At 46.2% G+C, this 14,265-nt stretch carries 14 protein-coding genes; 2 read left to right on the top strand and 12 right to left on the bottom strand.

Annotated elements, in window-relative coordinates:
- Positions 1-7 precede the first annotated feature (7 nt).
- The 12 genes from ACFORK_RS07460 to ACFORK_RS07405 form a co-directional block, all read right to left on the bottom strand.
- A complete protein-coding gene (locus ACFORK_RS07460) occupies positions 8-1,042 on the bottom strand; it encodes a LacI family DNA-binding transcriptional regulator (protein ID WP_379197272.1) in 1,035 nt (344 codons plus the stop codon).
- 21 nt (positions 1,043-1,063) lie between these two features.
- Entirely contained in the window at positions 1,064-1,789 is a 726-nt protein-coding gene (locus ACFORK_RS07455; RefSeq protein WP_379197270.1) for a glycerophosphodiester phosphodiesterase, read from the bottom strand.
- Positions 1,782-2,792, bottom strand: coding sequence for a CehA/McbA family metallohydrolase (locus tag ACFORK_RS07450; RefSeq protein WP_379197268.1), 1,011 nt, complete (start codon positions 2,790-2,792; stop codon positions 1,782-1,784). The genes ACFORK_RS07455 and ACFORK_RS07450 overlap by 8 nt, the downstream gene beginning before the upstream one ends.
- Positions 2,773-3,255, bottom strand: coding sequence for a hypothetical protein (locus tag ACFORK_RS07445; RefSeq protein WP_379197266.1), 483 nt, complete (start codon positions 3,253-3,255; stop codon positions 2,773-2,775). Before ACFORK_RS07445 ends, ACFORK_RS07450 begins: the two co-directional genes overlap by 20 nt.
- A gap of 15 nt (positions 3,256-3,270) precedes the next feature.
- The gene (locus ACFORK_RS07440; protein WP_379197264.1) at positions 3,271-4,161 is read right to left on the bottom strand and encodes an ABC transporter permease; all 891 of its coding nucleotides are present in this window, start codon (positions 4,159-4,161) and stop codon (positions 3,271-3,273) included.
- A complete protein-coding gene (locus ACFORK_RS07435) occupies positions 4,158-5,351 on the bottom strand; it encodes an extracellular solute-binding protein (protein ID WP_379197262.1) in 1,194 nt (397 codons plus the stop codon). Before ACFORK_RS07435 ends, ACFORK_RS07440 begins: the two co-directional genes overlap by 4 nt.
- Positions 5,352-5,378: 27 nt before the next feature.
- Positions 5,379-6,419 carry an ABC transporter ATP-binding protein gene (locus tag ACFORK_RS07430; RefSeq protein ID WP_379197260.1) on the bottom strand — a complete coding sequence of 347 codons (1,041 nt, stop codon included), beginning with the start codon at positions 6,417-6,419 and terminating at the stop codon, positions 5,379-5,381.
- A gap of 15 nt (positions 6,420-6,434) precedes the next feature.
- Complete coding sequence (locus tag ACFORK_RS07425) at positions 6,435-7,259, bottom strand: ABC transporter permease (RefSeq protein WP_379197259.1); 825 nt, start codon at positions 7,257-7,259, stop codon at positions 6,435-6,437.
- 313 nt (positions 7,260-7,572) lie between these two features.
- Entirely contained in the window at positions 7,573-8,247 is a 675-nt protein-coding gene (locus ACFORK_RS07420; protein WP_379197257.1) for a hypothetical protein, read from the bottom strand.
- Positions 8,248-8,278: 31 nt separating this feature from the next.
- Entirely contained in the window at positions 8,279-8,980 is a 702-nt protein-coding gene (locus ACFORK_RS07415) for a metallophosphoesterase (protein WP_379197256.1), read from the bottom strand.
- Between the two features lie 307 nt (positions 8,981-9,287).
- Positions 9,288-11,054, bottom strand: a complete 1,767-nt coding sequence (locus ACFORK_RS07410) for a sensor histidine kinase (RefSeq protein WP_379197255.1) — start codon at positions 11,052-11,054, stop codon at positions 9,288-9,290.
- Positions 11,055-11,056: 2 nt separating this feature from the next.
- Positions 11,057-11,809 carry a response regulator transcription factor gene (locus tag ACFORK_RS07405; protein ID WP_379197253.1) on the bottom strand — a complete coding sequence of 251 codons (753 nt, stop codon included), beginning with the start codon at positions 11,807-11,809 and terminating at the stop codon, positions 11,057-11,059.
- 212 nt (positions 11,810-12,021) lie between these two features.
- On the opposite strand from ACFORK_RS07405, the gene ACFORK_RS07400 reads away from it, so the two are divergent.
- Positions 12,022-13,116: a M23 family metallopeptidase gene (locus ACFORK_RS07400; RefSeq protein WP_379197251.1), complete on the top strand. Its 1,095-nt coding sequence runs from the start codon at positions 12,022-12,024 to the stop codon at positions 13,114-13,116.
- Between the two features lie 125 nt (positions 13,117-13,241).
- The gene (locus ACFORK_RS07395; RefSeq protein ID WP_379197249.1) at positions 13,242-14,258 is read left to right on the top strand and encodes an ABC transporter substrate-binding protein; all 1,017 of its coding nucleotides are present in this window, start codon (positions 13,242-13,244) and stop codon (positions 14,256-14,258) included.
- Positions 14,259-14,265 lie beyond the last annotated feature (7 nt).

The raw sequence follows: 14,265 nt of genomic DNA, 5'->3' as shown, positions 1-14,265 counted from the left end.
TTCGATCTCAAAGAGCCTTCGTCTCCTGCAGGCTGCGACAACTGCCCTTCTCCACCAACTCATGCCCCAGCACAATCGCCTTCATTGTCTGCGGCCTTTGCGAGCTTTCCCTCTGCTCAATAAGCTCCATTAACAAATCAATGGTGACCTGACCAATCTGGTCCACAGGCTGTTGAATCGTTGTTAGCTTGGGCCTAACCACATCTGCAATAACGCTTCCATCAAAGCCAATAATAGAAATATCGCCAGGCACATGGAGCTGATGATCCTGAATACAATTGATCGCCCCTACCGCCATGTCATCACTCGCAGCAAATACTGCGGAGAACGATCCCCCCTCTTCTGTCAGCAGGTCATTCATTAACCAATATCCGGTGTCCAGCTTATAGTCGCCAAACCGTATAATCGACGAATCTACTGCAATCCCATGCTCCTCACAAGCAGCGCAGTACCCTTCATAACGCTTTCTGCCTGCACACAAGTCCCGCATATCGCCCGCGATCATCGCTATTCTCCGGTGACCCTCACGAATCAGATAAGTTGTCGCATCATAAGCCGCCTGAAAGTCATCGATGAAGACCTTGGACAAGTTCATATCCAGATCGAAATGGACTACGAGTGGAATTTGTGTTTTCTCCAGAAACAGCTCGATATCTTCATTTATTTTTTCATGCATAAGTACAATGCCATCGACACGCATCTCTTGAAAAATGTTCAAATACTTCACTACTTTATCCGTATCTTCAACAATGTTGCAGACTAGCAGATTGTAGCCCTTGCGGCCTGCTATCTCTTCAATGGTGCTGAGTATGGTTGCCTGAAAGTTAGAGGTGATATCAGGGATGATGACCCCGATCAGGTTAGTCTTATTTCGCTTTAGACTCTTGGCGATCAAGCTCGGCGAGTAATTCAGCTCCTCGATTGCCTGCCGCACTTTCTTTTCAAGCTTCTCGCTTACATGGTCGCCTTTATTTAATACTCGGGACACACTCGTCACCGATACCCCTGCTAAACGCGCCACATCTTTAATTTTCACATCCATACCTTGCTGTCCCCGTTTCGATCAAATTTGGGAGGGAGCAGTTGAATGCCTTCGGGCCCGCGCAGACACAACCGCAGACACATCAATAGTCGATATCGCATCGACCTTCATATCTTCATAAGCAGCAAACAAAGATTGATCCTGCAAAGTATAGATCCATACCCGCAGACCTTGCTCATGAGCATACTGTACCAGAACTGGACGACACGAAGGATAATCCACATTCACACCCGAATAACCCGCTTGTTTGGCCATACTGCACATTTCTTGTGCTGTGGCGTCGTACTCGGAATCGTTCATAGCTCTCAACGTTTCCGGAGTATTCCACATAACTCTAGCACGATATGAAGAATTTGTAATCGTATTAGTGGCACCTGTAAAATAAATTTGTTCCCACATCTCCAGCTTCTCAAGTAAGGCCAGAGTTGGAGCTACCGCTTCGTCGTTCTTGATATCCAGGTTGAATGAAACGGGCTGGCCTTTGAATTCAAGCAAGACCGTTTCTAATTGTTCGAGCTTGCTGCCCTCTGACAGTTGCAATGGATTCTGCGCGATTATCTCCACAAATGTAAGTTCAGAGAAGGCAGTATGGTCGTCATGGAACAATACGCATACGCCGTCCTTCGTCGCTCTCACATCCACCTCCAGCACCTCGGCACCAGCTGCTCTTCCCGCCAGGCTTGACTCTAATGTATTGTACGGTGTGCCTTCACAACCGGTATGCGCAATAATTAATGGATTACTCATGTCCTTCGCTCCTCTCATCAAAGTAGATCGGGTTGGTAAAAGCTACCGTGGAGAGTGCACCGCCTAGCATCCCGCGTAGACGCACTCGCAGCCAAAGAAGCCCTTCTGTAGTCATTGTATAGTGAAATTCAGTTAAGTCTTCCGAAAATCCGCTGCGCGTTAGCTCACCCAAGTTCGACTCAACAATCAGCATCAACGGCTGACCCGCGCTGAGCAAGGTATTCTCCTGCATGGAGGAATGGATAGAGACCGAAAGCTCCACTTCTTCTCCCTTGCCATGAAGTGCAGGAATCACATCGCCTATGCTATATTGCTGTTCCCCAGCCTTGATATGAAGCTCCAAGCGTGGACCCATGCTTACGCAAATGCGACCAGAGCGGATCGCCTCAACCACTTGCTCCTTACCTACCTCACCTTCTTCTGGTACCCCTAGGTAAGTGTATGCAGGAGGATCATCACTTTCCGTAGAAACATGCCAATCCCGCCCCGCGGTACCCGAGATCCGGTAGCCTTGATTCAACAGCTGTGTCCATTGTTCAAAGGCCGGTGCATTATGGTTCCGCATCGGTGGCAACGTCTCATGCCACACTTCCATATAATCGATCTCATTCCAATCCTTGATCTCATATTCCCAGTGACAACCTGTACAAATCGGACTACCCAAGCTGAATGGGTGGGCAATCCCGACAATGCCACCTTGATTATGCACGCGTTCAATGCCCTTATGAATATCTCCGGGACCTAAGTCGCGCCATTCACTATAAGGAATACCAAGCGTCAGCATATGACCGTAGAAGGTGGTCCATTCCAGGCCAGGGACAATGATGATTCCGGTCTCTGCGGTTACAGCAGCGGCATCGACCATCCCTGATGTTGTATTGTGATCTGTTAGCGCGATTCCGCTATAGCCCATCTCCTTCGCTTTTCGGCACATCTCAAGCAGTGTATGAGTGCCATCACTATGTGGGGTATGCGTATGCAGTTCAAAGGGAAGCCACTTCATGATCTACCGCTCCTTCCCGTATATGCAATTGATAACGGCACTCCGGTGTAACGACACAGTGCACACTAATGGTTACTTTCCATACGCCTGGCCCGATTTTTCCGGCAAAAAATCCAGGTGAACTTGTCTCCTGTGACAAGACATGCTGCTGCACAGGGGGATGTCGATGGGCTGAACCACGAAAGCCTTCGGGGTCATCAATCGACAACGTAAGCAGATTTTGCAGTGGAAAGAATCTTTCCCACTGCTCCGCATACACCTGCTGAAGCGTTGGATCAACATATTTGTGAATCGCTTCTGTAATCAGCTCTTGTGACAAGTCCTTATCCTCCAGGATTTTAGGACTATATTTAAAATCAATAGCTAGACTATCGATACCTTCCGGCAAATAGAATTGGTACGTGATATGCGTTTTGGAGCTCAGAGGAGTTAACTGACCTTCAACAATCAGTAAATCTCTCATCCCTCTACCCCCTCCTTACATTTCTTCCTTCATCATGTTGCGAATGTAGAAATAACCGACCAAGGAACAGATGCCAAACATAAATACAGCACATGCACTGGCAATTCCCGTCTCAAAGTACACCGAGAATTGTTGTTGCATCGCCACACCGAGCACTTGCGGTGCATTCGGACCGATCAGGAACGGTGCTGTGAAGCTACCAATAATGCCCATGACGACGAATGTTGCCGCAACCAGCATCGATTTGAAGGATAACGGAAAGATAATGCGGAAGAATACTTGTATTTTACCTGCTCCCACATCCTTAGCACTTTCGATGACAGCATTAGGGATACCCGATAGAGCCGAACTCAGCAGCATCGTAGCAAACGGAATATTGAACCATAGATTCGCCAATATAAGTCCTTTGGAATCGAAAATGATTCTAGCAAACGGAGCATCCGTAAATAACATCAATATACGAGCTAACCAACCGTGATTCCCATATAGATTCATAATCCCATACGTTGCGATAACGGAAGGAATGAACATCGGAATGTAGTACAAGCTCTGAATCCATTTCACTACACGTCCCGAACTGAATCTAAGAAATACGGCCAGCATATAAGCGATGACCAGCACCATGATCGAAGAAACCGCCGTCAATTGAAGCGTAAAAATAATATTTCTGCGCATCGCAATATCTGTGAACAAAAACTTATAGTTATCCCAGGTAAATCCGTTACTCCCTGTTAAGCTTTCTTGAATGGAAGTAAAGATTGGTACGACGATCATGAATAACAGCAACAAAAAGGAGGGAAGCACTAACCCTAAGCCCAGTGCGGAGCTTTTCGCTCCGCGACTGAACAAGGTCTTCTTCTGTGGTGTTCCCCTTTCCAAGGATGGACTTAGACTCTGTCCGCTCATTGGCCTGCTACTTCTCTCTGCCAGCGTTTCATCGCTTCGCCTTCCAGCTCACCCAAGTTAAAGGAACGGTAATTGACCGACACGCCTTCGAATTTCTTCTGCAATTCAGCCGGCATATGGGACCATTCAATACCTGGGAAACCGTAAATTTTATTAACTACTTCACCTTGTGCTTCAGGACTTAATACGAAGTTTATGAAGTCATAAGCGGCTTCTTTATGCTCGGACATGCTCGGTACAGCCAGCAATCCAGGGCCACCTGTAAACGCAGGATCAATTTGTGCCACCTTGGTTGTCGCCGGCAGCAGCTTTTTGTTGATTTGCTCAAGTGCCATATCTGACCAAGCTGGAATCATATCCACCTCGCCGTTCGCCAGCAAGTCCAGCGTACCTTGGTTTTTCTTTGGATACACGCCGTGCTGGTACATGTCTTTACCCAGTGCTTTGAGCTGTTCAAAGCCTTTATCCCACTGTTGCATAATGCTTGGATCCTGGTTATGAATCGCATCTTCAGGCAGGGACTTGTACAAGGTAGTAATTACGAAAGATCCCCCGGAACCACCAGTGGCTGGATCGTTGTAGGCGAACTTTCCTGGGTGCTCGTGAATCCATGCGTACAATTCATCCAGCGTTTTTGGAGGTGTCGGCACTTTCTCACTGTTGTAGGCAAGGATGACCGACGAAGAACGATAAGGAACGGCTTTGTTGCCTGTATCTAGCATATTTTGCGGATTCATTAACTTAATATTTGGAATCTGTGCCTCACCCAGCTCCTGGAATACGCCATCCTTCTTGTCTGCAGCCAGATCGGCACCACCATTGGCTTCATACAAATCAACGTCAACAGTATCTTTGCCAGCACGCTTGGCGGCTACAATCCGGTTCATCGTTGCTTGTTCGCCTTGTCCAGAAGGAATATAGACCAGCTTCACTTTCACTTTATCTTGCTCTTTCTCATACATTTCCTTCAAATGCTCCCACAGTTCCTGAACATTCTGTGATCCGCTGAAGTAGAACGAGATTTCGGTCGGTTTGCTGCTGCTCGCTGGTGCATTGTCCTTGGCCGCAGCACTGTTATTACTGCTGTTTCCGCCTGTACCGGACGAGCATCCTGCCAGTAGTACTACTGTTGCAAGTGAAGTAGCCAGCAAAGTTTTTCCCTTGTGTTTCATTCCGCCATAGTTGTTCATGTTGTAAATCCTCCTCAAATGGTTGTGTTATAGGGATGATTTTGAATAAACTGCATGTTTGGTAAACGAAAGGGAGACCGATTGCCCACTGGATAGCTCGGTGGATTCTTCCCGGGGCAGGAACATACGTACAACGCCTGCTTCAGTGAGTAGAGTAATTTCTGCGTAATGTCCCAGAATCATAACCTGTTTGACCGTTGCGGCAAGACCTGGCAAGGATGCATCTTTCCATTTCACATCCTCAGGACGAATAGCAACGACTACATCGCCAAGAAGATGATCAGGATTGGATAACTGGAGATTTTTTAAATGGACACTATCATGCTCTCCTGTCCCCTCCAGCATGTTCATACGACCGATAAAATTAGCAACAAATAACGATCGGGGAGTATCATAAATTTCTTGTGGGGATGCCGACTGCTCGATATTCCCTTTGTTCATTACGATGATGCGGTCAGATAGCGAAAGGGCTTCTTCCTGATCATGGGTTACGAACATCATCGTCAGCTTGGTGGACGACTGAATCTCACGCAGTTCCTCGCGCAATTCACCGCGCAATTTGGCATCAAGTGCTGAGAAAGGCTCGTCCAGTAACAATACCGCCGGTTCCAACAGTAACGCACGGGCTACAGCCACCCGCTGCTGCTGTCCACCCGATAATTCAGTAGGGCGTTTCTTCTCAGCACCTGGCAGCCGCACTAGTTGCAGCGCCCGATCTACCGCTTCACGAATTTGTTCTTTACTTTGTTTGCGTATTTTGAGACCAAAAGCCAGGTTCTCATAGACGTTCATATGCGGCCACAGGTTATAGCCTTGAAACACCATCGCCGTGGGACGCTTCTCAGGGGGCAAGTGCAGTACACTTTTACCGGCAATTTGGATATCGCCAGAGTCGGGTTCAAGGAAGCCACCCACAGAGCGCAGTACCGTTGTTTTACCGCAACCGGAAGGTCCCAGCAGCGTGACAAGCTCTCCGTGTGCGATATCCAGCGATATCTCGGTGACCCCGTCGCCTGTTTTGTATCGCTTCGATAATTTTTGGATCGATAATTGAATTGGTGCAGTCATTACCCGTCCTCCTTGTTATTTCATGGTGAACCCGCTGGACATCACATCTGCGCTGACAAAACGCCGGGAGACGAACAGCAGAATAATCGTCGGCAGGGTTAATATAATTGAGAAGACCGCACCGGCAGTAGCCGGATAGTCTTGAACAGCTCCGTACATAATGAGCGGCATTGTTTTGTAATCAGGCATTCCTACCATGAACGTTCCCTGTGCTTCATCCAGCGAAGACAAGAACGTAAAGATCGAAGCCACGATAATTCCTGGCAATGCCATCGGCAGTGTCACATTCCAGAACACTCGGAAAGGACTGGCCCCTGCATCACGTGCTGCTTCTTCCTGGGCTTTATGAACACTTTTAAATGAAGCGGCGGGAATCCAGGTCATGTACATCAAGGTGTTAATGACATGAATAAGCACGACTCCGAGAAAAGTATTCATCAATCCGATTTTGAAGAACAGCACGGCGATCGCCACGTATAAGCCCATTTTCGGGAAAGCATTCGTCAGCAGAAATGAAAATAGAAACCAGCGACTCAGCGGAAACTTAATACGGGCAAAGGCATACGCCGCAGGAACACAAACCGCGATCGAAACGATCGTTACAACAATAGCGATCAGAAAAGATAAGCCAATCGACTTCAGAATCTCAGGCTGGGTCAGTACAAATTTCCACCAAGTAAATGACCAGCTTTGCGGGAGCGCCGCCGGATACCGCCATTCACCTGAAAACGCCAGTACTGCCAGATTGATAAGCGGACCGAGAAAAAAGAAAATAAACAGCGCAAAAATGATAAACTCTATTATCTTCCTTGTTCCCAAACTTTTAAAATACCAACTCATCCGAACCTCCACTTTCAAATTGGTATCGATACCAATTTGACTTGAAATTGCCTTCTAATCCCCTGCTAATCCTCAACTACAACGCATTGAACACAAATTGGTATCGATACCAATTTTGATAAAACACACTGTATTTCTGATCCTGTGCCTCCTTGCCTGTCTAGTACTCTCCTAGAATAATGGACAATTGTGAAATCTATATATGCAGTTTGTAAAATAAAATGAAGACAAAAACCGTCATCATTTTACCCTTTCACAACAAAAAAGGCCCTCTTTTTAACATAGTGAGAAGCCCTGTTTAAGGTTCAAAATCCTATAAAAACCCGTTCATTCCACCAAAAATCAGGCCAAAGATATTAAAATAGATCGTAATAATTGACAGTATAAGAGCTATCGGAAGTATATACATAAATTGCATTTTCTTTTTCGGAATGTTAAATAGCAAAATAAGGATCATGATTAGATAGATCCCCATAAGGTATGGAATTAAATAGTAATGAGTGTGAATAGGCAAGAAGGCGTGACGCAATTCGAACCCTTCTGTCAGCAAGGCTGTGATTGGAAACGCCGAAATAAGAGTAGGTAACATCCCCTTTCCACGCGCATACCACATTAAATAGGCACAAACAGGAGACACCAGCGCGCATATCCCCCAAAAAATAATTTCTTTTCGCGGGAAAAAATGCAGCACAAGCACTGTATACACATAATACACGGCAAGCATCGATCCAAAAAAAGCAAATATTTTTACAGCGGCTAATTTGGGCGAAGAACTGAACACCGACAACAGTGTGGCCACAAACACCCAGATGCCAAGTCGTCCACCAATATTGTCAAAGATGGGGTTGAAATTCGGTGTATCCACGAGTTTTGCCCCTAGACCCAAAAGAACTCCGATAATCATTGCTTTGATTATTGCAAACACCTTTTGCTTCGTGGTTGATTGGCTCGCGGATCTGATTTGATTCAATTTGTGAGTTAGATTCATGATAAATCTCCATTAATTTGCTCTAGATAATTTAATAGATGTAAAAAGAAGTAATCTCCGGCGGGCAATTAAATCGAATTGGTATTTTAACAGTTCCGATTCCCCTTGAAATATAAAAATAAGAATCGTCAATCTTTTTTATACCTACATGAAAATGTCTATATCCCCCTATTGTTTTATTGAATAAACGTAATTGTCCACCATGTGTATGTCCAGTAAGTAATAGGTCGTATGAAACTTTATTTTTGTGAATTACATTGATTATGTTGGGTGAATGAGCTAAAACAAATTGCAAGTCTGCATGGTGGTTCTGTTGATGTTTATTCTCCAGCTTTTCGAGACCATAGATTGAATTATCTAATCCATAAATGGATATGGAAGTATCTTTGACTCTAATTATATCCCCCGAATTTTCCAAGTAGGTTGCCACACTGCCAATAAGATTACAATTATCGCGATATTCCTCATTCGATAAATTCCTTTTCCTTCCTAAACTCATTAGGGTCTCTCTCTCATAATTTCCGGGGACAAAATAGCGAACATCTTGGTTAATTTTTTTCAATTCTGATATTACTTTTTTTAATGATTTTTGCTTTGAAACAAGATCTCCAGTGATTAAAACCATATCAGGGTTTAGAGAATTAATGGTTTTTGATAAACTACCATTAATAAATGAGGTCTTACCATGAAGATCTGTTATATGTACTACTTTTATAGGGGTAGGTATACCCAAGTTAAGAGGTTGATAGTTAACCTTCACATAATTAGTACTATAAAAAACAAAAAAAATAATTAAAATGGTTGTTAAAATTAACAAAAAGTACATTACCTAGTACCCTCATTTTTCATCTTTTTAAAATTACCAAGTATTAACATTATAATTCTACCTTTGGTCTACATATGTGTCAACAAGCTTAACTTATATCTGATTGTTCCTACAATCAGTTAATCAAGAGATGTGAATGAAACCATTCTCTAACAATTAATCCTCTCAAATAAAAAAAACCTGCGGAACAGGTTCCGCAGGTTCAAGCGATGAATCAACCATTCTGACTGTTTTGATCCCAGATTAACCAAATAGACGTTCCTTTGCCAAGGCTCGATTTCACAACAATCCGGCCGCCCATCGCCTCAATGAGTCCTTTGGAGACGGCCAGTCCCAGCCCGGACCCATCGGTTGAGGCACTGGTATTACCGCCACGGTAGTAACGCTCGAATAAATTGCTGACCGTTCGCTGATCCATCCCCTGTCCATTGTCGCTGAAATGAATCATCACTCCCTTACCGGTGCTACCGGTAAGAGTAACTGTAAGTTTGGTCTCGGGAGAGTTGTGAAGCAAGGCATTGGCTGTCAAATTATTGACAACCCGCTCTAGCCAAGGCGTATACAGATGAACTCTGATCTCATTGGTTACACCTTGGTAGATGATCCTCCCCTCTCCGTAGGCAGGATTGGCTGCTGCTTGATCCAGCGCATTAGCCAGCCAGCCGTTCAGTTCCATCTCTTCGGCCAGCGGTGGCGTGATACCGCTTCGGATCCGATAGGAGATCGCCAGATCACTGATCAATGTATCGATATGTGCGGATTTCTCCAGCATGATTGCAGAGAATTTGCGTACTTCACTGGCTGACCATTCATATTCTTCTTCTGCTAGCAAATGGGCATACCCTTTGATAGAGGACAGCGGGGTCTTCAAATCATGGGTAATTCCACTGATCCATTCCTCACGCAAAATCTCCATCTGCCGGCGGTTCTCCTGCTCGCGCTGCAGGCTGTCCGACAGTTTGTCGATGGAGAGCATCACATCTCCGAACACGCGATAGCGCCTTCTCCATTTACCTGACTTCATCCGACTACGTGGCTGTCCTTTCCGGTTCGCAGGTTCTTTAAAGGATGATTTGCCGAGCGAATCCAGCCAGGCCAGCATATGCAGCATGGGGCTGCCAAATCGGTGGGCATTTAGAAAGGAAAGCAGGGCAAAGATGAGCAGGGTTGCGGTAAGCATAATTCCTACCCCACTCCAGGTGATTCGGGTTTCTGCCGAGACAAAAAACTCTTGTGCCGAATAAATGTTGGCGTTAAGAGGTAATCCGATCACCCAAGTCAAACTTGTCTCTTCATCATAAGCAGATGAAACATCATAACCATATCGGTCCCCATACTCTGTTCGCAGCGCCAATTCTTGAACATTATAATGGTCCGGGACCGATAAAGGGCGGTTAAAGGAGGCCACTTCAGCACCCGAGTTGTTAATTAGCTGCACGTATCCTTTTTTGGCATACATACGGTCGGCTATGCCTTCCGGGAGCAACAACCTTCCATCCGAATAGCGCGGATTACTTTCCGTGATGCTTTTCAGCAGAGGCTCCAAGGTCTTAGGAACACCGTACAGCAATGTGTAGAGAACACCGTTTTTCTCCTGAATCCACAAATACAGTCCATAAGGAAACTCCTTTTGCCCTTGCCAGTAAGCAATCAACTCTCCCGGCGCATATTGCTTGGGAACATCGCTTGGTGTATTGTAGGATTGCTCGACCTCACCCACTTCGTTGAGGCTTTGTAGCCATCCGTGATTCTTCTTCACCTGCTCCAGCAGCTCGGGATCGAAGATCACACCATCCTCTCCAAATTGGGAAGATTCCACGAGACGCTCCAGTCCTACGGAGTAAAAATTGTTCTGCAGTTTAACATCATTCATGCGCTGCATAACCCACCATAGAGTACAAGCGGCGATCAAGAGCACGACCAAACCCGCAATGACGGAATGCAGGACAAAACGCAATGTTAATTGTCGCTTGATGTTCATGTCTACAGTGATCTCCTCTGGTTCTCCTGTACGAGCTTGTATCCCATTCCTCTTACATTCACCAGATAAACCGGATTCGATGGCTCCCGCTCAATACGCTCTCTGATTCGGTGGATATGAACCATAACCGTATTGTCATCGCAAAAAGCCTCCTCACCCCATACACTTTCGTACAGCTCTGTTTTGGTAAACAGACGGTTAGGATGCTTGCACATAAACAGCAGCAGTTGAAACACTAGCGCAGGGCAGGCAACCGTTCGCCCTTCTACCCTCAGCTCACCGGCGACTTCATCGACTTGAAATCTTCCGAAATCATAAACGTTGGCCGCCTGGCTTTTGCTGTCCTTGCCGGGATCTATCCCTGCACCGCTTGTGGCTGTTTTCTCCAAATAACGGCGTAATTGCGACCTGATTCTCGCGACCAATTCCAGCGGGTTGAACGGTTTCGTAATGTAATCATCGCCCCCAACGGCAAAGCCGGTCAGCTTGTCAAAATCGGATACGCGGGCGGACAGGAACAGAATCGGTGCATTCGTCGTTTGTCTCAGAAACGGACAGATGTCAAGCCCGCTTCGTCCCGGCAGCATCACATCCAGTACAATCAAATCATAGGTAGTAGTTGAACAAGCGGCAATCGCCTCTTCCCCGCTTCCGACGGAATCAACATGGGTATATCCTTCCTTGCGCAATACGGTCTTCATCAGCTCTATAATGGAATCCTCATCATCCACGAGCAGAATGGAAGCATCTTTCATTCTGGGTCCTCCCCCACACTTCTTGTCTTCCCCATCTTAACATGAATTCCTTCTATAGAAGTGATGACCCCAACCTTAACAAAATCTTAATTCTTCGCTGCACAAGCTGTTAAAAGTTAAGGTACTGCTAATGCTCCGTTTCATATGGCGAAAAGTTAAGCCGCTACAATAATGAAGTGAGGATGGCAAGCATCATGCAAGGAGGAACAGGAATGAACAGAATGAACAGAATGAACAGAATGAACAGAAAGCACAAGAGATATGGCAGGCGAACGATTGGGTACACCAAATTGATAGTGGGAACAGCAGCGTTAGCCGTTCTGCTCACCGCTTGTGGAGGAGAAAAAGCAGTGGAGAATAAGGGAAAAACAGGTGCAACAGGTCAGCCACAGGCAACGGCGAGTACCAACACTTCTGCAACGCAGCAGCCGGGAAACACAGCCACATCCAAGGTTCAACCCGAGGCGCTGGCACAGGAAATGTTGAAAGGTAATTTCAGCGGTATCTACCAGCGTTTCAGCGACTCTTTTAAAGAAGATGTTACGGAAAAAGAATTCAGCGAGATGTCCGCCTCCTTCATAGCAGGCGTTAAGTCCTTCACTCCCGGCTCCGTTAGCCTTCTGAATGGCGGAGATCAACGTTTCTGGAAAAGCGATGCCGGAGACAAAGGAATTACGGCCCTTTTCGATCCAAACGGGACCATCTTTCAGATGGCCATCACCCACTTGGAGACTCATCCTGATACTGACAAGATCAAAACCAAGATCGCCTATGAGTTGCCCCTGCGCGGAGACTGGTATATCTTCTGGGGAGGGAACAATGAAATGGAGAATGCCCACTACTCCTTTGCCGCTCAACGTTACGCCTATGACATTATCCGAGCAGTTAACCATTACTCCTTCAAAGGTGATCCGCTGAAGAATGAGAGCTATTATGCTTTTGGACAAAATGTGCTAGCCCCTGCCGACGGCACAGTTGTCTCCGTTGTAAATGATATCGCCGATAATGTCCCAGTTGGAGTAATGAACGAAAAGCATCCTGCAGGCAATGTGGTCGTCATTGATCACGGCGGCGAATACAGCTATTTGGCCCATCTCAAAAAAGGTTCTGCTACCGTAAAGCCCGGCGACAAGGTAAAAACAGGTGATGTCATCGGACTGCTCGGCAACTCAGGCAATTCCAGTGAGCCTCATCTGCACTTCCAAGTATCGGACGGCTCAGATCTTTACAACTCACATGCCATCAATATTCAGTGGAAAAATAATCTCGATCCAAAAAAAGGGATGACTGTCACTGTTAATCCATAGACATGGCGCCACACTTTAATCCCAAAATAAACTCATTTCTATCCATTTCCCTCTGTGTAATGATGTAATATAGTTATTCAGAGTCATTCATGAGAATGATTATCATTACTGGAGGTTATATGACGATGAGAATATTCAGAAAATCAAGAACGGCCCTGCTTGCCGGGCTCCTTCTTCTTACAATGCTTGCAACAGCTTGTCAGGGAGGCAATAACACAGCAGGAACACAAGAGGCTTCTGCAACCGCGGCGCCAACAAGCTCTGTTCAGACCGCAACACCTTCCCAGGCTCCCGCCGAGACTACCGGTGGTACCCGCCAGTATACGGATTATACCGGCAAAGAGATTACCATCCCTGTCGCGCCCAAAAATATTGTAGCGATTCAATATGCCGGTGATCTGTTAGCACTTGGCGTGAAGCCTGCTTATGTGACGGACTATGCTAAGAATACTTACGGAGCGGCCTTGGACGGGGTTAAAAGCGTGGGCAATCGTCCGGTGAGTCTTGAGAATGTGCTTGCCGCTGCGCCTGACCTAATCCTGACCGATGATACAGGCGATGCCAGCGAGGGTGAGCAGTTAGCCAAAGTTGGACCAACAATAACCCTGCCATTCTGGACGGAAGACCCTTTCCTTCATTTTAATCAGCTGGCAGAGATTTTAGGCAAACAAGCGGAAGCGCAAAGCTGGCAGGAACAGTATCACGCCAAAGTCAGCGAGGTGAAGCAAGCTATTGGACCGAAGGTAAAAGAAGGTGAAACAGCGCTGCTGCTCATCATCTCCGGCAAAGATTTGGGCATATCCGGCATCCGCAATGGCGGATATACTCTTTATCGCCAGTTAGGCTTCACGCCGACTCCAGAAATGAAGCCCCTGCTGGATAAGAACGAGAACTTCGGCTTTGAGACGATTTCGCTTGAAGTTCTGCCCAAGTATAGCCCTGACAACCTGTTCGTGGAGATGGATGACGACAGCGAGCTAACGCAGTCTACCTTTGAGCAGCTGAAAGAAAGTGGTGTCTGGAAGTCTTTAAATGCTGTAAAAAATAACAAGGTTTACACCGTCTCCAACAAATGGGGTCTCGGTGACGCTTCTTCTCTATATGCCCAGTTGGAAGAAGCACAAGCGCAAATTGTAAAATAAACACGTA

It is taken from the genome of Paenibacillus sp. GCM10012306 (assembly GCF_042649265.1).
In the GTDB taxonomy this organism is placed as follows: domain Bacteria; phylum Bacillota; class Bacilli; order Paenibacillales; family Paenibacillaceae; genus Paenibacillus_AQ.
This window is presented reverse-complemented; position numbering and strand designations above follow the sequence as displayed.

Coding starts and splice junctions, on each gene's coding strand:
- ACFORK_RS07460 (WP_379197272.1), bottom strand. CDS start 1,042: ATGGATGTGAAAATTAAAGATGTGGCGCGTTTAGCAGGGGTATCGGTG.
- ACFORK_RS07455 (WP_379197270.1), bottom strand. CDS start 1,789: ATGAGTAATCCATTAATTATTGCGCATACCGGTTGTGAAGGCACACCG.
- ACFORK_RS07450 (WP_379197268.1), bottom strand. CDS start 2,792: ATGAAGTGGCTTCCCTTTGAACTGCATACGCATACCCCACATAGTGAT.
- ACFORK_RS07445 (WP_379197266.1), bottom strand. CDS start 3,255: ATGAGAGATTTACTGATTGTTGAAGGTCAGTTAACTCCTCTGAGCTCC.
- ACFORK_RS07440 (WP_379197264.1), bottom strand. CDS start 4,161: ATGAGCGGACAGAGTCTAAGTCCATCCTTGGAAAGGGGAACACCACAG.
- ACFORK_RS07435 (WP_379197262.1), bottom strand. CDS start 5,351: ATGAACAACTATGGCGGAATGAAACACAAGGGAAAAACTTTGCTGGCT.
- ACFORK_RS07430 (WP_379197260.1), bottom strand. CDS start 6,419: ATGACTGCACCAATTCAATTATCGATCCAAAAATTATCGAAGCGATAC.
- ACFORK_RS07425 (WP_379197259.1), bottom strand. CDS start 7,259: ATGAGTTGGTATTTTAAAAGTTTGGGAACAAGGAAGATAATAGAGTTT.
- ACFORK_RS07420 (WP_379197257.1), bottom strand. CDS start 8,247: ATGAATCTAACTCACAAATTGAATCAAATCAGATCCGCGAGCCAATCA.
- ACFORK_RS07410 (WP_379197255.1), bottom strand. CDS start 11,054: ATGAACATCAAGCGACAATTAACATTGCGTTTTGTCCTGCATTCCGTC.
- ACFORK_RS07405 (WP_379197253.1), bottom strand. CDS start 11,809: ATGAAAGATGCTTCCATTCTGCTCGTGGATGATGAGGATTCCATTATA.
- ACFORK_RS07400 (WP_379197251.1), top strand. CDS start 12,022: ATGAACAGAATGAACAGAATGAACAGAATGAACAGAAAGCACAAGAGA.
- ACFORK_RS07395 (WP_379197249.1), top strand. CDS start 13,242: ATGAGAATATTCAGAAAATCAAGAACGGCCCTGCTTGCCGGGCTCCTT.